This window comes from Roseimarinus sediminis (genome assembly GCF_050433125.1).
In the GTDB taxonomy this organism is placed as follows: Bacteria; Bacteroidota; Bacteroidia; order Bacteroidales; family Prolixibacteraceae; genus Roseimarinus; species Roseimarinus sediminis.
Genome location: NZ_JBNPXV010000006.1, coordinates 201,567 through 220,519 on the forward strand (window position 1 = coordinate 201,567; position 18,953 = coordinate 220,519).

The 18,953-nt window shown below is 42.7% G+C and carries 17 protein-coding genes; all 17 read left to right on the forward strand.

Features of this window, described 5'->3' with window-relative positions; translation table 11 throughout:
* The first annotated feature begins 100 nt into the window (after window positions 1–100).
* Complete coding sequence (locus tag FHS86_RS09660; RefSeq protein ID WP_429412801.1) at window positions 101–4,444, forward strand: hybrid sensor histidine kinase/response regulator transcription factor; 4,344 nt, start codon at window positions 101–103, stop codon at window positions 4,442–4,444.
* Between the two features lie 151 nt (window positions 4,445–4,595).
* A complete protein-coding gene (locus FHS86_RS09665; protein ID WP_429412802.1) occupies window positions 4,596–6,998 on the forward strand; it encodes a hybrid sensor histidine kinase/response regulator in 2,403 nt (800 codons plus the stop codon).
* Between the two features lie 150 nt (window positions 6,999–7,148).
* Window positions 7,149–7,631, forward strand: coding sequence for a response regulator (locus FHS86_RS09670; protein WP_429412803.1), 483 nt, complete (start codon window positions 7,149–7,151; stop codon window positions 7,629–7,631).
* Window positions 7,632–7,673: 42 nt separating this feature from the next.
* Window positions 7,674–8,312, forward strand: coding sequence for a porin family protein (locus FHS86_RS09675; protein ID WP_429412804.1), 639 nt, complete (start codon window positions 7,674–7,676; stop codon window positions 8,310–8,312).
* A 166-nt stretch (window positions 8,313–8,478) separates the two neighbouring features.
* Window positions 8,479–9,843, forward strand: a complete 1,365-nt coding sequence (locus FHS86_RS09680) for a sigma-54-dependent transcriptional regulator (protein WP_429412805.1) — start codon at window positions 8,479–8,481, stop codon at window positions 9,841–9,843.
* A 165-nt stretch (window positions 9,844–10,008) separates the two neighbouring features.
* Window positions 10,009–10,926 (forward strand): Cbp1 family collagen-binding glycoprotein adhesin, encoded by a 918-nt coding sequence (locus FHS86_RS09685; protein WP_429412806.1) that lies wholly within the window; start codon window positions 10,009–10,011, stop codon window positions 10,924–10,926.
* 103 nt (window positions 10,927–11,029) lie between these two features.
* Window positions 11,030–11,983, forward strand: a complete 954-nt coding sequence (locus FHS86_RS09690) for a DUF4382 domain-containing protein (protein ID WP_429412807.1) — start codon at window positions 11,030–11,032, stop codon at window positions 11,981–11,983.
* A gap of 375 nt (window positions 11,984–12,358) precedes the next feature.
* On the forward strand, window positions 12,359–12,733 hold the full coding sequence (gene rpsL, locus FHS86_RS09695; protein ID WP_429412808.1) for a 30S ribosomal protein S12: 375 nt from the start codon (window positions 12,359–12,361) through the stop codon (window positions 12,731–12,733).
* Between the two features lie 114 nt (window positions 12,734–12,847).
* Window positions 12,848–13,324, forward strand: a complete 477-nt coding sequence (gene rpsG, locus FHS86_RS09700; protein ID WP_429412809.1) for a 30S ribosomal protein S7 — start codon at window positions 12,848–12,850, stop codon at window positions 13,322–13,324.
* A 58-nt stretch (window positions 13,325–13,382) separates the two neighbouring features.
* A complete protein-coding gene (gene fusA, locus FHS86_RS09705) occupies window positions 13,383–15,497 on the forward strand; it encodes an elongation factor G (RefSeq protein ID WP_429412810.1) in 2,115 nt (704 codons plus the stop codon).
* A 15-nt stretch (window positions 15,498–15,512) separates the two neighbouring features.
* Window positions 15,513–15,818: a 30S ribosomal protein S10 gene (rpsJ, locus tag FHS86_RS09710; protein ID WP_429412811.1), complete on the forward strand. Its 306-nt coding sequence runs from the start codon at window positions 15,513–15,515 to the stop codon at window positions 15,816–15,818.
* Window positions 15,819–15,838: 20 nt separating this feature from the next.
* Entirely contained in the window at window positions 15,839–16,456 is a 618-nt protein-coding gene (gene rplC, locus FHS86_RS09715; RefSeq protein ID WP_429412812.1) for a 50S ribosomal protein L3, read from the forward strand.
* On the forward strand, window positions 16,456–17,085 hold the full coding sequence (gene rplD / locus FHS86_RS09720; protein ID WP_429412813.1) for a 50S ribosomal protein L4: 630 nt from the start codon (window positions 16,456–16,458) through the stop codon (window positions 17,083–17,085). Before rplC ends, rplD begins: the two co-directional genes overlap by 1 nt.
* Before the next feature lie 10 nt (window positions 17,086–17,095).
* Entirely contained in the window at window positions 17,096–17,386 is a 291-nt protein-coding gene (gene rplW / locus FHS86_RS09725) for a 50S ribosomal protein L23 (protein WP_429412814.1), read from the forward strand.
* Between the two features lie 6 nt (window positions 17,387–17,392).
* A complete protein-coding gene (rplB, locus tag FHS86_RS09730; protein WP_429412815.1) occupies window positions 17,393–18,217 on the forward strand; it encodes a 50S ribosomal protein L2 in 825 nt (274 codons plus the stop codon).
* Between the two features lie 19 nt (window positions 18,218–18,236).
* Window positions 18,237–18,503, forward strand: a complete 267-nt coding sequence (gene rpsS / locus FHS86_RS09735) for a 30S ribosomal protein S19 (RefSeq protein ID WP_429412816.1) — start codon at window positions 18,237–18,239, stop codon at window positions 18,501–18,503.
* Window positions 18,504–18,540: 37 nt separating this feature from the next.
* Window positions 18,541–18,948, forward strand: a complete 408-nt coding sequence (gene rplV, locus FHS86_RS09740) for a 50S ribosomal protein L22 (RefSeq protein WP_429412817.1) — start codon at window positions 18,541–18,543, stop codon at window positions 18,946–18,948.
* Window positions 18,949–18,953: the final 5 nt, after the last annotated feature.

Sequence of the window (18,953 nt, forward strand, 5' to 3'; positions counted from 1 at the left end):
TTTTAAATTTATGAAGCATATGCTAACAAATAATTCAGTGAAGTATATTTTCAGTATTCATATCCTTTTGTTGTTTTTATTATTGCTTCATTCTTTGTGCATGAGCGCAGACGAAATTGAACGTTTTGAATATTTTGATACCGACGACGGCCTGTCACAAAATACCATCACCAGCATCCATTGCGATAGCAGGGGTTTTTTATGGATCGGAACCATGAATGGTTTAAACCGTTACGATGGTTATCAGTTTAAAATTTATCAGAATACCATCGGAAAACCAGAGATTTTTACCAATAACCGGGTCGTTTCAATTTGGGAAGACGAACAGCAGTTTTTGTGGTTCGAAACCTACGACGGATACTACCACTACATGAATCCACGCACCGAGTCGTTTTCCACACTGCCAAATTATCAGATCAACCTTGAGGAAAAGTACAGCAGGATCAACTATTTTTATCAGCATACACCTGAAGAGTTGTGGCTGGGCTCATCCAATTCGGGCGTATACAGGCTAAGGTATGATTCTATAAATGATACTTACCAGAGCAATCAGTTTCTTAGCCGCGGTCAATTTGCTGTTTCGAATAACGACATCCGTTTTATTGTTGCCGACCGTGACAGTAACCTTTACATAGGCACCCGCAATGGGTTGAACGTTTTGAAAAAGGAAAATAACAGGGAAGGTAATTTTTATTTTGGTCATTTTTTCCCCGAAATGAATTTTACCTCGGCTGTGGCATTCAATAACGAAGTATGGCTGGCGACCAGCAACAGTGGCATTGTTGTTTACAACCTCGACAGCCGTTCTTATTTTGTCCTGAATAAAGATAATACCCCGCTTGGCAGCAACAAGATTGATTTACTCAAGTTAAGCTCAAAAGGTAATGTGCTGATCGGTACTGCCGGATTATTTATTTATCAACCAATGGCTAAACATTGGTTGCAGGCAACAGTCGATGAGGAACGCATCGATAAGCTATTTGAAGATTTTGAAGGGGTATTGTGGGTTACTACCGGTAAATTTGGGGTAAAGCAGGTCAACCAGTTCACTGGCGAAAGCAAACATTTCGATTTGACACCGCCTGATTATCGTTATTTATCGGATAAGGAACGACCCTATTTTTATGAAGACAATAATAAACAGTTATGGATTTGTGTGCATGGAGGAGGTCTGGCTCAATATCAGCGTGATGACGATTACTTCGTTTTTTACCGGAGTGATCCTTCCGATCCGAAATCGATCAGTTCAAACACGGTAATGTGCATGACCGAAGATCAACATGGAACATTATGGGTTGGTGCAGGATTGCAGGGAGGTCTTAACAGGGTAATTATGCGTAATCCCGCATTTACGTCTGTACAGTTTAGTCGTAATTACGAAGACGACATGGAGAACATGGTGAGGGCCGTGCTTGAAGATGGTAACGAAAATTTGTGGGTTGCATCAAAAGGAGGAAGCATTAAAATTTACAATAAGGAACTGCAGCTTATTCAACCGGCTTTAGCTTACCCTTTTCAACCAGTGGGCGACCTGGTTTACAATGTTTATACCATGATGGAAGATCAACACGGACACATGTGGCTGGGAAGCAAAGGGGCAGGAATTGCTGTGTCGGAAAAACCAATTCGTGAGTATTCGAACTACAGTAAAATTAACTTTTTGCGTTACCGGCATGACGCTGGTGACACCACATCGCTCTGTAGCGATGATATTTACAGCCTGGCGGAAGATGAGCAGGGGAATATCTGGATTGGTACTTATGGTGGGGGTTTGTCGGTTACCAGATCTGACAAACTGAAAGCTTTGAAATTCCAAACAATCAATACGCTCAATTCAAACTTGTCGAACGACATGGTACGAGATTTGGCTTTTGATCATCAAAACAACCTTTGGGTGGCTACCACCTTTGGATTGAATAAATTAACGAGCGGATATTTGCCACAGGGAAGTTATTCATTTGAACGTTTTTTTCGCGATCCCCAGAACCCGAATAGCTTAAGCTATAACGATGTCGTCCATATCTTCGAAGATGTAAACCAACAACTGTGGTTCGGAACCTTTGGTGGTGGAGTCAATCGCATGCGCGAGACAGGTGTTTTCGAGCATTATTCAAGCATCGACGGTTTGATTAATAACGATGTATTTGGTATCACACAGGATCAGCAGGGCTATATCTGGCTAAGCACCGAGAATGGGCTCTCGCGCTTTGATCAGTTGAATGAAACTTTTGAGAATTTCAACAAATCGAACAGCATGGCCACCAATAATTTTTCTGAAAATACCTGCCTTACAACCCGCGATGGACGACTGGTTTTTGGAAGTGCCAAAGGCTTTGAAGTTATTGATCCTTTAAAAATTAAGAGCAGGCACCTTGCAACAACGGTTGCATTTACTAATTTTCAGCTTTTTAATAAGGATGTTGACGTTCATACCCCCGAATCGCCGCTAAAGCAATCGATCACTTATACCGACGCAATTGAGTTGAAATACAATCAGTCAAGTTTTAGTATCGAATTTGCGGCCATGAATTTCATCGATCAGTCGAAGACTCAATATGCTTTCTTTCTTGAGAATTTCGACGAGGACTGGAATTATGTTGGAAACGCCCGAAAGGCAACTTACACCAACCTGAAGCCGGGTCATTACATTTTCAGGGTTAAATCGGCTTTATGGAATGGCAACTGGGCCAGCGACGAATCACAATTGTCTCTTACCATTATGCCTCCCTGGTGGCAAACCAATTTTGCTTACATCGTGTACCTGGTAGTATTTGTGGTGGGTACCTTCCTGGTAAGCCGGGTGGTCATCCGAATCAATAGTTACAGAAATCAGCTTCGAATCGAAAAGGCTGTCCACGAACTAAAGCTGCAATTCTTCACCAACCTTTCGCACGAAATACGTACACCGCTCACCCTCATACTTGGTCCGATTGAAGATGTGCTGGCCGACAGAAAATTTCCGGTTGAATATCGTTCGACCCTGGCATTGATGCAAAAGAACGGTCAGCGGATGCTTCATCTTCTCAATCAGTTACTCGATTTTCGAAAAGTGCAGAACAAAAAGATGGTACTGAAGGTACAGCCACTCGATGTGATTGAATTTACACGAAACATCTACGACAGTTTTGTTCCCCTCGCACGTCATAAAAAAATCGATTTTACCTTCGGGCATCATCAACAGGCGATTGAAGTGTGGGCCGATCCTCATCGCCTCGATTCAGTTATTTTTAATATCCTTTCCAACGCATTCAAATTTACTCCGGCAGAACATGCAGTCAGTGTTGTGGTGGAAGAGCTGACCGAAAAAGGAGAGGTGCATATTAAGATAGCAGATGGCGGACCTGGTATCCGCAGCAAGGACATTCCCTTATTGTTTAATCGTTACACCATATTGAGTAACAACACGGCCAATCAAACAGGAACCGGCATTGGCCTGAATCTTTCATATGAAATAGTAAGGTTGCATGGTGGTGAAATAAAAGTGGAGAATGTAAGCGGAAAAGGATGCGAGTTTACCATCGTTCTTAAAAGCGGGAAGAAGTACTTTGAAGAAAAAGAGCATGTGGTCTTTGCTGATGAACCACAGGAGTTTCCATTGATGTCAAAGACATGGCTCGACGAATCACAGGCAGTTTCATCCGATGTTGTCGATGGCCAAAATAAACAGCCACAGGGCGAAAAGCAGGTAGTGCTCATCGTAGAAGATAATCTGGAGATACTACAATACATAAGCGATGCCCTTTCGGTCGACTTTTTAATACTTACTGCCACCAACGGACGCGAAGGTCTTTTGCAGGCTCAGCAATACCATCCCGATCTGATTATTTCGGATGTAATGATGCCCGGGACCGATGGCATTGAAATGACCCGTCAACTGAAAGACGATTTTAATACCTGCCACATTCCTGTGATTTTACTGACGGCCAAAACAGGCATCGATGATCAGATCCAGGGGATCGATTCAGGTGCCGAAGCCTATGTGCTGAAACCATTTAACATGCAGTTGCTGCATTCGATGATAATGAACCTGCTTGAACAACGCAGGCTCATTCTTGCAAAGTACCGGCATACGGGCAATGTTGAAGTGACCGACCTTAAAATTAACTCACGCAACCGCGAATTTCTTGACAACATAGTCGCCTACATAGAAGAAAACTACAATGATCCCAAACTGTCAATCAGTACCCTGGTTGAATATTCCTGTGTGAGTCGAACCGTTTTTTACAATAAAATTAAAAGCCTGACCGGTTTAAGCCCCATTGAACTGATGCGTGAAGTGAAGCTGAAGATTGCAGCACAAATGCTCGAAAACGGCTACAATGTCAATGAAACCGCCTTCAAAATTGGGTTTAACGACAGCCGTTATTTTAGCAAGCAGTTTAAGGAGCAATACGGTGAATCGCCAAGCCAGTATAAAAAACGGCATCAAACAGACCAGAATTAAAGAAAAGGTAATAGCTTTGGAAGAGAAAACTTATTTGATGAAGTAAAGTAAAATTGACGCACCGGAGCTTGTGCTTAAATAACCAACAGTTCGAAGCTTTTATGAGGACAGATTCCATGTCTGCACCTGATCACTTTTTGATACCTGCAGGATGAAAATTAATCAACTTGAAATAAAGATCGTTTTACTTGCGCTGGTTATTGTATCAACAGTCATCGCATCGGGGTATTGGGCTTACCGTAGCTTGTCCGAGATTGTGTATTCGATTCACCAGGAGGCACGTCCCGACTATAAGTTGTTGATGATTAAAGACCTTGTGGCCAATTCAAATGAAATTGAAAATCAGGTCAGGCTGTTTATTATCACCGGAGCCCAGCAAAACTTCAACGAATACCAGCAATTAAAAACAACAACAGAGCGGCAACTCGAAGCGCTGCTCAGCAGCAATGAAAAACAGGCAGAACGCGATGCACTGATCGATTCGTCATGCCTGTTTATTTCCGATAAACTGCTGCTTTGGGACGAAGTGCTCGAACTTAACCTTTCGCGCGACGACCTGAAAGAGCAGTTTAGTGGCATCTATGAATCACTCGAACGTCCCCGGCTCGATACCATACAGGTGGAAGCACCCCGGGCCAGTTTTTTTAAGCGCCTGTTTGGCAAAGAGGATACCACAGCTCATTTTGAAGTAGTTGAAAAGCAAATTGAGAAAGACGAATTAAAAAGTGAAATTCAGCACATCGAAAGCCAACTTTTATCGCGCACCGAAGAAATGAAGTTGCTTGAATCAAAACTTCTTGAGCGAAACAAACAAATCACCGGCGAAGTATACCGGCTTTTGGCCAGCATTGAAAAAAGAGAGCAGGACAAGCTGATTTATAAAACCGAAGAAGCCGACCGCCTGGCAAAACTGACCTATCGCCGGCTGGCCATCTTTTCGGCAACTGCTGTTTTGTTGTTGCTTATTGTAATTTATATGGTTATCAGTCACCTGAAAAAAAGCCGGATTTATCAGCAAGCCCTCAGGAAAGCAAAAACAGAAGCCGAAAAATTAACCAGGGCACGCGAAAGCTTTGTTGCCAATGTGAGTCACGAAATCCGATCGCCGGTAAATGCAATTTATGGCTTGAGCGACCAGCTTCGGAATACCTACGATGAAAAGAGGCGTTCGGAATACCTGAGTTACCTTTTAAAATCGGTCGCTCATTTAAAAACGGTGGTTAACGATACGCTCGATTTTTCTAAGATACAGGCCGACAAGCTGAAAATTGAGCAGCTTCATTTTTCGCCTGTCGCTGTGCTTGAAGAGGTAATGGCCATCCATCGAAACGATGCCCGCAACAAGAACATCGATTTGAGACTGATCCTGAACAATGCCTTGCCTCCTGCATTGATTGGCGACCCCGTACGTTTGCGACAAATACTTATCAATATACTAAGCAATGCCATTAAGTTTACCGAAAAGGGTAGTATAAGGCTTGAAGTAGAATGTCAGTTAAATACCGACGGCATTTATCAGCTAAGTGTTGCTGTAAGCGACACCGGTATTGGTATCTCAAAGGATAACCTGGAATTGATTTTTGAAGAATTTCAGCAGGTTGAAGCAAACAGAATTCAGAAATACGGTGGAACAGGTCTGGGCCTGGCCATTGTTAAAAGTCTTACCGAACTTCAGGGCGGAGCGGTCAATGTGGAAAGTACACCGGGACAGGGAACCACCGTCCGTTTTTGGATTCCTTACCACGAAGGATCAGCTGAACTTCTGCAGCAGGCAGGTGATGAACTTTCTCTTTTTATACCCGATGAAATCAAAAAACTGACTGTTCTGATTGCCGACGACGAAGAATACAACCGTTTTTTATTGGAAGGAATTTTCAAAAAGTGGGAAGTGAAATGTACCGTCGCCAAAAATGGGAGCGAAGCGGTAGCAATGGCCCTGGAAAATGATTACGATTTGTTGCTATTTGATTTGAGAATGCCCGGGCTGAACGGGATGGAGGCGGCCAGGCAAATCCTTGCCCGGAAAGTTGATCTTATAATTTTGGCCTTCACCGGAACAAGCGATGGGGAAGAATTAAACCGCTGTTTTGAAGCCGGGATGAAAGGAGTACTGATGAAGCCTTTTACCGAAAGTGAATTGTTAAACAAAATAGCTGAAGTGCTTCCTGTTCAGATCGATATGGAGCAACACAATACAAAAACAGACCGCTTGAGCCCCTTCGATTTAAGCGATCTCGAACGACAGGCCGATGGTGATGTTCGTTTTATTCGCGAAATGATTGAGATTTTTATTCGCTCTTCTAGCGCTGATTTAAATGCTTTAAAAGAAGCACTGCATGAGCAAAAATATCAATTGCTAGCCGACACTGCACATAAAATGGCGGCACCATGCAAACACCTGCAAGCCATGCAACTATATCATCTGCTTAAAACCATCGAGCTGAAATCGCTTGGCGGGCAAAAGGAAATTTCAGCACTGAATCAACTGATCGATGAAGTGGAAAGGCAGCTTGCCGACATTCATCAACAGTTGGAGCAGGTTCTGCAGAACTGAAACTCTCAAATTTAAATTCTTCTTATCAATTTGATAAACACACGCAGCAGGTCTTATTTGTTGTTTTTTTGTTATTGGCAATAAATCAGTAGCTTAATGATTGTTGGGCTTCCTTGGTTTTTTTGGTACACCTATTGAAAAGGTGCTGTCATGAAAACGCAGAAACAAAACATATCCAGGCCCGAGCAGTTTATGGTTTATCAACGCTTGTTTGAGGAGAAAGATACTGTAAACATTGTGATTGTTGATGATGATGAGTATTTCAACCGTTTATTGCGTTATGAGATCGAAAAGGTGCGTTTTGATCTTCCAGAGCTGGAGGGAAAAATTGGAATTCATTCTTATGTAAGAGGAAATTCATTTCTGCAGGATTTATCCAAAGAAAGCTTTACCGACAGCAATATCGTTTTGTTTGTCGATTATTCCCTCGAAGAAAATCTAAACGGCTTGAAAATTATGCATCAGGTCCGACAATTCAATCCTGATTCGGTGGTCGTGTTGATGTCTGAATTTCGAACACGCGAGTTATCGCTTGCCAGCAAGGAAGCCGGGGTATTTGCTTTTCTGAAGAAAGACAGGAATACACCTGCTATTTGTCGGATTTTAATTGAATTACTACTGGTGGCCGATTAGCGATCTGCCGGTTTTAAAGTACTTATTAAAGAAAGGATGAATATGAAAAGAATCAATAAAAGTTATGCTTATGCAATGACAGTGGTTTTGGTCATGTTGTCATTGGGTGTTACGGCACAGTCGGTAAGTTATGGTGTTAAAGGCGGGCTCAATCTTACCAGCTTGCAATTCGACAGTGAAGAAGAGTTGGAAACAATAGCGGGATACCATGCAGGTCTTTGGTTCAATGCTGCCTTGCCATTGGGATTCAGCTTGCAGCCTGAACTGCTTTTTACACAAAACGGAGCCGAGCGCAATTATTCTTTTAACGAAGTGGATGCACTGACCCGTTTGCGTCTGAATTATATTCAGGTACCGGTCCACCTTGTATACAATGTTTTAGGAATGATCGACCTGGAAGCCGGACCTTATTGGGGCTTTCTGATCGGATCGGATTATGTAACCCGTATTGAGAATGAAAATAACACCATGCAATTTTTACAGGAAATCGATCGTGAAGATTTTGCTGAATATGACCTGGGCTTTTCATTAGGGGCCCGCATCAGATTAAATAGTCTGCAGCTGGGCCTTCGTTATCTTCAGGGATTACAGGAAGTGGCAGACAATAATACTTTTAACGAAGCTTTTTTAGGCGATGGCAAAAACCAGAGTTTCCAGGTGTATGTAGCCATTCCATTTTAAGAATTTCCTTTTTGCTAGTTTTCCCGGTGGCTCCGAATGGTAAGTTTTTTATCATTACGGAGCCTTTTTTTATGAATAAAATTTCATTATACCTATAAAATGATGCTATTTTTATGCTTCTGCTTGTCATAACGAACTTTTATTACTAATTCGAGTTATACCTGATATGAACGAAAATCCATTTAAAATATTTGTTGTTGAAGATAACGATTGGTATAACCGTTTGCTCGTTCACCACTTGTCATTAAATCCCGATTATGAGGTGGTTTCGTTTACGAATGGAACCGACTGCATACAACACCTTAATGAGCAACCCGATGTTGTGACCATCGATTATCGCCTGCCTGATATCAAAGGACTCGATTTGTTAAAAGAAATCAAAAACCGAAATGAGGAAACTCAGGTGGTGGCTATTTCTGAACAGGAAGACATTGAAGTGGTGGTTGAATTACTCAAGTACGGAGCATACGACTACATCGTAAAATCGAAGGACATTAAAGAGCGCTTGCTCAACACCATTAGTAATATCAGAAAAGGTGAAAGTCTGAAACGTGAAATTCGCTCTTTACGACAGGAGGTTAAAAAGAAATACAATTACCAGAATACCATAATTGGCAATAGCAAGGCAACGCAGAAAGTGTACGACCTGATTGATAAAGCCGTCAGAACCAACATTACCGTAACCATTACCGGCGAAACAGGTACAGGAAAAGAATTGGTGGCCAAAGCGATCCATTACAATTCGAAAAACGCCGACAAGCCTTTTGTTGCTGTAAATGTTGCTGCCATTCCAAACGAATTGATCGAAAGTGAGCTTTTTGGCCACGAAAAGGGTGCCTTTACAGGGGCTGCCGCCAGAAGAATTGGAAGTTTTGAAGCCGCTAACGATGGTACCCTCTTTCTCGACGAACTGGCCGAAATGGATGTTGCCATGCAATCGAAGCTGCTTAGAGCGCTGCAGGAGCGCGAGGTAGTACGTTTGGGAAGTAATAAGCCGGTTAAGTTTAACTGCCGAATCATTGTTGCAACAAACAGAAATCTGGCCGAAGAAGTCAAACAGGGAAACTTCAGACAAGACCTATATTATCGCCTTTATGGGCTGCCCATTGAATTGCCGCCTTTGCGCGAGCGGGGCAACGATCTGATTTTACTTTCAAAACATTTTATTGCAGATTTTTGCCGCGAAAATAAAATGGAATATAAATCATTGAACAGCAATGCTGTTGATAAACTCAAATCGTATGCTTTCCCTGGCAATATCAGGGAACTTAAGTCGGTCATTGAATTGGCAGTCACCCTTTCCGACGACGAAGAAATTACTGGTGACCATATTTTACTGGGAGGTGAGGACATGCTTCCCGGCTTGATTAACGCTGATTTAACGCTACGCGAGTATACCCGTCGCATCGTTAAATCCTATCTCGACAAATACGATAACAATATTAAAATAGTAGCACAAAAACTCGATATTGGAGTGGCTACTATTTATCGAATGCTCAAAGAAGACGATCAGGAAGCAACTGTTAATTGATCCGGTCAATTATCAAATTGAGAATTGCTCACTCATTCTGATCGCGCTTATCCTACATTCATCTTGTCTAATAACCTGACAGACAAGCTCAAAGCGCATTTCTGTTTTTTTGGCACATGTTTGGTTTACTTGCTTGCATGCATTAAACAATTAAAACCAATTGTTATGGAGAAACAGACGAACAAAAAACGCAATTACATTTTTACAGCAATAATTCTTACTGCTATAATTGCGGCCGCAGCAGTGTGGTATGTAATCAGTGAAAAAACTGTTAAGATAAAAAACCTGTCGTCAGAAAATATTGTGTTGAATGAGCTGGTTGAAAAGCGCGACTCAGTGGTAAACGACATGGTGACTACTTTTAATGAAATTGAAGATAATCTTGAATTGATCCGGCAGAAGCGAAATCAGTTAACCCTGATGAACGAAGAAGGCAGTACCGATCAAAAAGAAGCAATCCTAACGACCATTAATGAAGTGAATGCGATGCTCGATCAGAGCGATCAGCAAATAGCTGCGCTGGAAAAGAAAATCCAGCAGGCCGGATTGCAGATCAACAGCTTCAAGGCGAAAATTGCAGGCATGTCAAAAACAATCGATGAACAAAACCGCGAGTTGCTTGCTTTGCAAAAAGCGATCGAAGCCCGTGATGTCGAAATCAGGGAAATGAATGAAAAAGTTGTAGTGCTTGAAGAAGTGCTTGCTTCTGCCCAGGACTCGCTTCGGCAAAAGGACGATTTGATCAGTCAAAATGAGTCGCTGTTAAATAAAGGGTTTTTAGCCCTGGGGACCGAAAAGGAACTTGAAGAATTTGGACTGATCCAGAAAAAGGGAGGGTTCTTATGGCTGGGCCGAACCAAAGCTTTAAAAGAAGATTTTGATGAGAACTATTTTACCGAAGTCGACATACGTAAAACCGATCATATCGATCTCAATACACGCGGAGCAAAGATCATCTCAGAGCATCCCGACAGTTCCTATCAGTTTGTAGTAAAGGACGGATTGGTTGCTGCACTTGAGATTAAAGATCCTGAAGCGTTCTGGAAGATTTCAAAATATGCTTTGATCGAAATCCAGGATTAGGGAAAACTCCTGAACAGGTGGCTGACAGCATCGATCTGTTAGCAGAAATTCAATCACAAATGAGAACATATTTTTAACCCATATTTATTAAAACACATTGATTATGAAAAGGAAAAACATTTTAATGCTAATGAGTTTGTTTTTAGTAGCTTTCTTGATGGTTCAGTGTAACTCGGATGAGGATCCCAATACTGAAAATCAAGGCAGGCTCGAAGTAAAAATGACAGATGCTCCGTCGGATGACGCCAACATAGCCGGTACCTTTATAACAGTAGCCGATGTAAAAGTAGACGGGAAATCACTTTCGGGCTTCTCAAAGCAAACCATCGAGATTTCGGCATACCACAGTGGAAATGCAACATTGCTTGTCGCCGATGAGCTCGAAGCCGGTACCTACAATGAATTGTCGTTGGTACTCGATTACGAAAATGATGCCAACGGAAGTGGTCCTGGCTGTTATGTGCTCACCACCGATGGTGAAAAGCACAATTTGCAGGCCGATGCATCCGGTGAAGTCGAAATTGCTTTCAACAAGAATTTTGAAGTCAAAAAGGATTCTTCATCCAGTCTTGTGGTCGATTTCGATCTGCGCAAATCCGTCGTTCGCGACACGACCGAAAATGGCGAAGCAACGTACCGCTTTATTGCCGAAACTGAAATTAACAGTGCTGTACGGGTGGTGAATGAAGGCAATACCGGATCAATCGAAGGAGAAGTTAAAGGAAACTATAACGAAGACAGCATCGAGGTATATGTTTATGCCTACAAGAAAGGGAGCTTTAATATGAACGCCGAAACCGCTGGTTATGGTGCCCATAAAGTGAAGTTCTTTAATGCAGTAAGCAGTGCGAAGGTCAATGCCGATGGAAGCTATACTTTACCTTACCTTGAAGAAGGAGAATATGAAGTGCACATGTCGGCATACACCAAGGGACCCGATGGAAAAATCTGGTGGGGCTCAATGCTCGATGCCTATCTTTCGTTTCTTAACAGCATCAGCGTTGATGCTGAGGCAACCGTGTCGCTCGATATTGATATCAGTGCCTGGGGCAATTAATTAAGATTCATTTAACCCCGTTTTCCTCATTATATATATGCAATGCCCGGTGGTCACTTCTGTAAAAAGTTGTGATGCCGGGCATACTTCTTTTGTAACATTGAAGGCCCGATTAAGGGGAGCGATGATGCGAATTGCCTGTCTGCCGGCAGTCGATTGCATACAACCGATAAATACACAAATAGTTAAACCAGCTTATATTTCGAACTTTTTCTAAAAAAAGTAAGGCATGGTATTTTTTTCTTGCTGAAAATTAGTACTTTTGCCAACCGTTTTTAGGAGTAAAGTGACTTGTCGAAAAGACTTCGAATTGCTAAAATCCTGATAAACAAAAAATTATAATACACTAGTAATTTTAATTTTAACAGAAGTATAATGCCTACAATTCAACAGTTAGTTAGAAAAGGACGAAGCGTGATTGAAGAGAAAAGTAAATCAAGAGCGTTGGACTCCTGCCCGCAGCGTAGGGGAGTTTGTGTGCGTGTTTATACCACCACTCCAAAAAAACCAAACTCGGCAATGCGTAAAGTTGCCAGGGTGAGGTTAACTAACCTGAAAGAGGTAAATGCCTACATTCCAGGTGAAGGACACAATCTTCAGGAACACTCAATCGTATTGGTTCGTGGTGGTCGTGTGAAAGATTTACCTGGTGTGCGTTACCACATTGTTCGCGGAGCGTTAGACACAGCTGGTGTTGAAGGACGTACCCAGCGCCGTTCAAAATACGGAACCAAACGTCCTAAGAAGTAATCTTGTTGAAAAGTTATTTAAAGTTGTGGTTTGGTTGAGTAAATGAGTCCGGCAATTAACGGATGAACTGAAGATTACTTAAGCAGCCGATTTGGATAACACAAACTTTAAGAAATGAGAAAGTCAAAACCAAAGAAGAGGATCATTTTACCGGATCCCAGATTTAACGACGTACTGGTTACGCGTTTTGTAAACGACCTGATGGTCGACGGTAAAAAAACAACTGCATACAGCGTTTTCTATGGTGCCATGGATTTGCTCGAGCAGAAAATGAAGAATGAAGAACTCTCCCCACTTGAGATCTGGAAAAAATCACTCGAAAACATTACTCCCCAGGTTGAGGTGAAAAGCCGCCGTGTTGGTGGTGCTACCTTTCAGGTTCCAATGGAAGTCCGCGCTGAAAGAAAATTATCCATTTCCATTAAAAATATGATCCTGTTTGCACGCAAACGTGCCGGACGTTCAATGAGCGAAAAACTCGCTGCTGAAATCCAGGCTGGATTTAATGAAGAAGGTGGAGCTTACAAGAAGAAAGAAGAAATTCACCGTATGGCGGAAGCAAACCGTGCTTTTGCCCATTTCCGTTTTTAATTTTAATGCTATTGGTTGGTATTTAAAATTGTTGATTAGTTAAAGATTGGTAAAAATAATGGCAAAAAGAGATTTACAATATACCCGAAACATCGGAATCATGGCGCACATTGACGCCGGTAAAACAACAACTACCGAGCGTATTTTGTACTTCACCGGCTTAACTCACCGCATTGGTGAAGTACACGATGGTGCAGCAACCATGGACTGGATGGAACAGGAACAAGAACGTGGTATTACCATTACCTCGGCTGCAACTACAACGCAGTGGAATTACAAAGATGAAGAGTACAAAATCAATATCATCGATACTCCCGGACACGTTGACTTCACTGTTGAGGTGGAGCGTTCACTCCGTATTCTCGATGGTGCTGTAGCCCTTTTCTGTGCCGTTGGCGGTGTAGAAGCCCAGTCGGAAACCGTATGGCGTCAGGCTGAAAAATATGGTGTGCCACGTATTGGCTTTGTAAATAAAATGGACCGCTCAGGTGCCGACTTCTTCAATGTGGTTAATGAAATGAAAGAGAAATTGGGTGCAAACCCAATGCCACTTCAAATACCGATTGGTGCTGAAGAAACCTTTACCGGTATCGTTGACCTTATCGAGATGAAAGCCATTGTTTGGCCCGATAACGTAACCGAAATCGGCGAGTTCGAAGTACAGGAAATTCCTGATAATTTGAAAGAACTTGCAGAAGAATGGCGTGAAAAGCTGGTGGAAGCATGTGCCGAACACGATGAAGCTTTGATGGAACGTTATTTCGAAGCTCCTGAAACAATCACAACCGATGAATTGAAAGTCGTGGTTCGCAAGGCCACCATTGCAGGTACTATCATTCCGGTACTTTGCGGTTCGTCATTTAAAAATAAAGGTGTTCAGCGTATGTTGGATGCTGTTTGTGCCTATCTCTCAAGCCCGCTCGATAAAGGCGAGCTCGTAGGTCGCAGTGTCGACGATGAAGACGAAGTGATTACACGCAATCCCGATGTTGACGATCCTACTTCAGCATTGGCATTTAAAATCGCTACCGACCCCTATGTAGGGCGTCTTACCTTTGTTCGCGTTTATTCAGGTAAACTCGAAAGTGGTGGTACCTATCTTAACCCACGTACCCGCAAAAAAGAACGCATTTCGCGTATCTATCAGATGCACTCCAATAAACAACAACCCCGCGAAGTGATTGAAGCAGGTGATATTTGTGCAGTGGTAGGTCTGAAAGATACTCGTACCGGGGATACCCTTTGCGATACAAAGCATCCAATAGTTATGGAGTCAATGTCGTTCCCCGAGCCGGTAATCGGAATCGCTGTTGAGCCCAAAACACAAAAAGACCTTGATAAACTCGGAATGGGCCTCTCAAAATTGGCCGAGGAAGATCCAACATTCCAGGTAAATACCGACCACGAAACCGGACAAACCGTTATCCGTGGTATGGGTGAATTGCACCTCGACATTATCATCGACCGTTTGCGTCGTGAATTCAAGGTGGAATGTAATCAGGGTAAACCTCAGGTTGCCTACAAGGAAGCCATTAAAGGTTCAATCCAAATGCGTGAAACCTTCAAAAAACAAACCGGTGGTCGCGGTAAATTTGCCGACATCATTGTGAAGGTGGAAGCTGCTGAAGAAGGAAAAACCGGCCTTGAATTCGTCGATGCAGTAAAAGGAGGTAACATACCTCGCGAATACATTCCATCGGTTGAAAAAGGTTTCAAAGAAGCTATGGCTAACGGACCGCTGGCCGGTTACACTGTCGAAGCACTGAAAGTAACCCTGCTCGACGGTTCATACCACGCAGTAGACTCCGACCAGCTCTCGTTCGAGATTTGTGCCAAACAGGCATTCAAACATGCAGCGGCCAAAGCGCAACCCGCTTTGCTTGAGCCAATCATGAAAGTCGAAATTACAACTCCCGAAGAATACATGGGTGATATTATTTCAGACCTTAACCGCCGTCGTGGACAGGTTGAAGGCATGGAATCGAAAGCCGGTGCCCGCGTATTGAAAGCAAAAGTGCCACTGGCCGAGCAGTTTGGTTATGTAACCGTACTGCGTACATTGTCTTCAGGTCGTGCAACTTCGTCGATGGAATTTTCTCACTATCAGGAAGTACCAAAGAACATTGCAACCGAAGTACTGACCGAAGCAAAAGGACGTGTTGATTTACTATAATTTGATATAAACATCATGAGTCAAAAAATCAGAATTAAGCTGAAATCTTACGATCACAACCTGGTTGACAAATCGGCTGAAAAGATTGTGAAGACTGTAAAAGCTACAGGAGCAGTTGTTAGCGGCCCTATTCCGCTGCCTACTCACAAAAGAGTTTTTACTGTATTGCGTTCAACATTTGTGAACAAAAAGTCTCGCGATCAATACCAGCTGAGCTCATACAAAAGGTTGATTGATATTTACAGCTCAACAGCTAAAACGATCGACGCCTTAATGAAGCTTGAATTACCAAGCGGCGTTGAAGTTGAAATTAAAGTTTGATCATTTAAAATCGAGTAAAAATGCCAGGATTAATTGGAAAAAAAATCGGAATGACATCCGTATTCAGTGTTGAGGGGAAAAACATCCCATGCACTGTGATCGAGGCTGGCCCTTGTGTGGTGACTCAGGTGAAAACCGAGGAAACCGATGGTTACTCTGCAGTACAGTTGGGTTTCGACGATAAAAAGGAGAAACACACTACCAAAGCAGAACACGGCCATTTCAAAAAAGCAGGAACCAGCCCGAAAAGACAGGTTGTAGAAGTCGATCTGTTCGAAGAAGAAGTTAGTTTAGGTGACACCCTCACGGTTGATATTTTTAAAGAATCACCCTGGGTCTCAGTTACCGGTACTACCAAAGGTAAAGGTTTTCAAGGTGTCGTAAAACGTCACAATTTCCGTGGTGTTAACGATGCTACACACGGTCAGCACAACCGTTTGCGTGCACCCGGTTCGCTTGGTGCATCTTCCTATCCTTCAAGGGTATTCAAAGGAATGCGCATGGCTGGCCGCGATGGTGGAAAAACCGTTACCGTTGATAACCTTCAGGTGCTTAAAGTGCTACCTGAAAGTAACTTACTCGTAGTAAAAGGTTCTGTACCCGGAGCAAAAGGTTCATACTTAATTATTTGGAAGTAATGGAATTGAAAGTATTAAATATCGAAGGAAAAGAAACCGGAAAAGCAGTCGTTTTAAACGAGCAGATTTTCGGTGTGGAACCTAACGACCATGCTATTTATCTCGATGTAAAACAATATTTAGCCAATCAGCGTCAAGGTACCCACAAGGCAAAAGAACGTGGTGAAGTTTCCGGAAGTACCCGCAAAATCAAGCGGCAAAAAGGAACAGGTACAGCCCGTGCAGGCAGTATCAAATCGCCGGTATTTCGTGGAGGTGGCCGCGTTTTCGGACCCCGCCCGAAAAATTACGGATTCAAACTGAACAAAAAAGTAAAACAGTTGGCCCGTAAATCAGCACTTACTTATAAAGCACAAGAAAACGGAATTATCGTTGTTGAAGATTTTACTTTGGAGGCTCCAAAGACCAAAGACTTTACCAATATTCAGAATAATCTGAAAATTAACGATAAAAAGTCCTTGTTCGTTTTATCAGAAGCAAATAAAAACATATATTTGTCCTCCAGAAATTTACAGGGGGTAAAGGTTGTAATTGCCTCTGAGTTAACAACATACGACATACTCAATGCGTCTTCTGTTGTTTTACTGGAAGGATCGCTCGAGAAAATCGAAGGTGTGTTTAACAATTAATTGAAGAAAAATGGACATTTTAATACGACCATTGGTAACTGAAAAAATGACGGGACAGACCGAAAAGCTGAACCGTTATGGTTTTGTTGTAGACCGCCGCGCCAGTAAAAGTCAGATCAAGGCAGTCATTAAGCAACTTTACGATGTAGAAGTGGCCGCGGTTAACACCATGGTTTACAGTGGTAAGACCAAATACCGTTATACCAAGAGCGGTGTACAAAAAGGAAAAACGAGTGCCTTCAAAAAAGCGATTATCACTTTGGAAGAAGGTCAAACAATAGATTTCTATAGCAATATTTAATAAAATATGGCAGTACGTAAATTAAAACCTGTAACACCCGGTCAAAGGCACAAAATAATTGGCGCCTTTGATACGATTACAGAGTCAACACCTGAAAAATCATTGTTGGAGCCCATTAAGAAGTCGGGAGGTCGTAATAACTCCGGACGCATGACAATGAGGTATATAGGTGGGGGGCACAAGCGGAAATACCGTATCATCGACTTCAAGCGCGATAAAGACGGTGTGGAAGCAACAGTTGAGTCTATCCAGTACGATCCAAACCGCAGTTCACGCATTGCACTGTTGGTTTATGCCGATGGCGAGAAGCGCTATATCCTTTCTCCCAACGGTCTGCAGGCTGGACAAACTGTAGTGTCGGGTGCCGAAGTAGCACCTGAAATTGGAAACGCCCTTCCACTGGCCAGAATACCTCTTGGTACATTGGTTCACAATATTGAGCTCAAGCCCGGTCAGGGTGGTGTTATGGCTCGAAGCGCCGGAACTTATGCTCAGCTGCTTTCCCGCGATGGAAAGTATGCGATTCTGAAGTTACCTTCAGGAGAATCACGCATGGTACTCACAACCTGCAAAGCAACTGTAGGTACTGTTGGAAACACCGAACACAACATCGAACGCTCCGGTAAAGCCGGTCGCTCACGTTGGTTAGGACGTCGCCCACGTGTACGTGGTGTAGCAATGAACCCTGTCGATCACCCAATGGGTGGTGGTGAAGGACGTTCATCTGGAGGACATCCACGCTCACGCAAAGGCTTGTTAGCTAAAGGATACAAAACACGTCATCCTAAAAAGGCTTCCAGCAAGTACATATTAGAAAAACGTAAGAAATAATTTGTAAAAGGTAAGTAGTATGAGTCGTTCATTGAAAAAAGGACCATTTATCAGTTACAAGCTCGAGAATAAAATTCTCAGTATGAATGATGCTGGTAAAAAAAGTGTTGTGAAAACCTGGTCCCGTGCATCAATGATTTCTCCTGATATGGTTGGACACACAATTGCAGTCCACAACGGTAACAAGTTCATACCGGTTTATATCACAGAAAACATGGTAGGTCATAAGCTGGGTGAATTTGCACCAACCCGTACATTCAGGGGACACGCAGGAAACAAACGATAATGCGTGAATTGTTAAAATCATTAATTAAGTAGAAACAATGGGTGCAAGAAAAAGAAATACAGCAAATCAGCGCAAAGAAGAAAAAAAGCAGCAGTACTTTGCCATTCTGCGGAACTGCCCCACCTCTCCCCGAAAGATGAGACTGGTGGCCGACATGATCCGTGGCATGGAAGTGAACCGCGCGCTTGATGTTCTGAAATTTTCTTCGAAGGAGGCATCGCGTAAAGTTGAAAAGCTTTTGCTCTCAGCAATTGCCAACTGGCAGGCCAAAAACGAAGATCAGCGTTTAGAAGATAATAACTTAGTAGTATCTAAAATATTTGTCGATTCGGGACGTATGCTTAAGCGAATCCAGCCAGCTCCTCAGGGGCGCGCTCACCGTATTCGTAAGCGTTCGAATCATGTCACAATTTATTTGGATAGCAAAAATCCTGTAACCGAATAAAATAG

What these genes read in the sequence shown, in the direction of transcription:
- FHS86_RS09690 (WP_429412807.1), top strand. Translation starts at nt 11,030, where the DNA reads ATGAAAAGGAAAAACATTTTAATGCTAATGAGTTTGTTTTTAGTAGCT.
- FHS86_RS09680 (WP_429412805.1), top strand. Translation starts at nt 8,479, where the DNA reads ATGAACGAAAATCCATTTAAAATATTTGTTGTTGAAGATAACGATTGG.
- rplW (WP_429412814.1), top strand. Translation starts at nt 17,096, where the DNA reads ATGGACATTTTAATACGACCATTGGTAACTGAAAAAATGACGGGACAG.
- rplD (WP_429412813.1), top strand. Translation starts at nt 16,456, where the DNA reads ATGGAATTGAAAGTATTAAATATCGAAGGAAAAGAAACCGGAAAAGCA.
- rplV (WP_429412817.1), top strand. Translation starts at nt 18,541, where the DNA reads ATGGGTGCAAGAAAAAGAAATACAGCAAATCAGCGCAAAGAAGAAAAA.
- FHS86_RS09660 (WP_429412801.1), top strand. Translation starts at nt 101, where the DNA reads ATGAGCGCAGACGAAATTGAACGTTTTGAATATTTTGATACCGACGAC.
- FHS86_RS09675 (WP_429412804.1), top strand. Translation starts at nt 7,674, where the DNA reads ATGAAAAGAATCAATAAAAGTTATGCTTATGCAATGACAGTGGTTTTG.
- rpsL (WP_429412808.1), top strand. Translation starts at nt 12,359, where the DNA reads ATGCCTACAATTCAACAGTTAGTTAGAAAAGGACGAAGCGTGATTGAA.
- rpsS (WP_429412816.1), top strand. Translation starts at nt 18,237, where the DNA reads ATGAGTCGTTCATTGAAAAAAGGACCATTTATCAGTTACAAGCTCGAG.
- FHS86_RS09665 (WP_429412802.1), top strand. Translation starts at nt 4,596, where the DNA reads ATGAAAATTAATCAACTTGAAATAAAGATCGTTTTACTTGCGCTGGTT.
- fusA (WP_429412810.1), top strand. Translation starts at nt 13,383, where the DNA reads ATGGCAAAAAGAGATTTACAATATACCCGAAACATCGGAATCATGGCG.
- rplB (WP_429412815.1), top strand. Translation starts at nt 17,393, where the DNA reads ATGGCAGTACGTAAATTAAAACCTGTAACACCCGGTCAAAGGCACAAA.
- FHS86_RS09670 (WP_429412803.1), top strand. Translation starts at nt 7,149, where the DNA reads ATGAAAACGCAGAAACAAAACATATCCAGGCCCGAGCAGTTTATGGTT.
- rpsJ (WP_429412811.1), top strand. Translation starts at nt 15,513, where the DNA reads ATGAGTCAAAAAATCAGAATTAAGCTGAAATCTTACGATCACAACCTG.
- FHS86_RS09685 (WP_429412806.1), top strand. Translation starts at nt 10,009, where the DNA reads ATGGAGAAACAGACGAACAAAAAACGCAATTACATTTTTACAGCAATA.
- rplC (WP_429412812.1), top strand. Translation starts at nt 15,839, where the DNA reads ATGCCAGGATTAATTGGAAAAAAAATCGGAATGACATCCGTATTCAGT.
- rpsG (WP_429412809.1), top strand. Translation starts at nt 12,848, where the DNA reads ATGAGAAAGTCAAAACCAAAGAAGAGGATCATTTTACCGGATCCCAGA.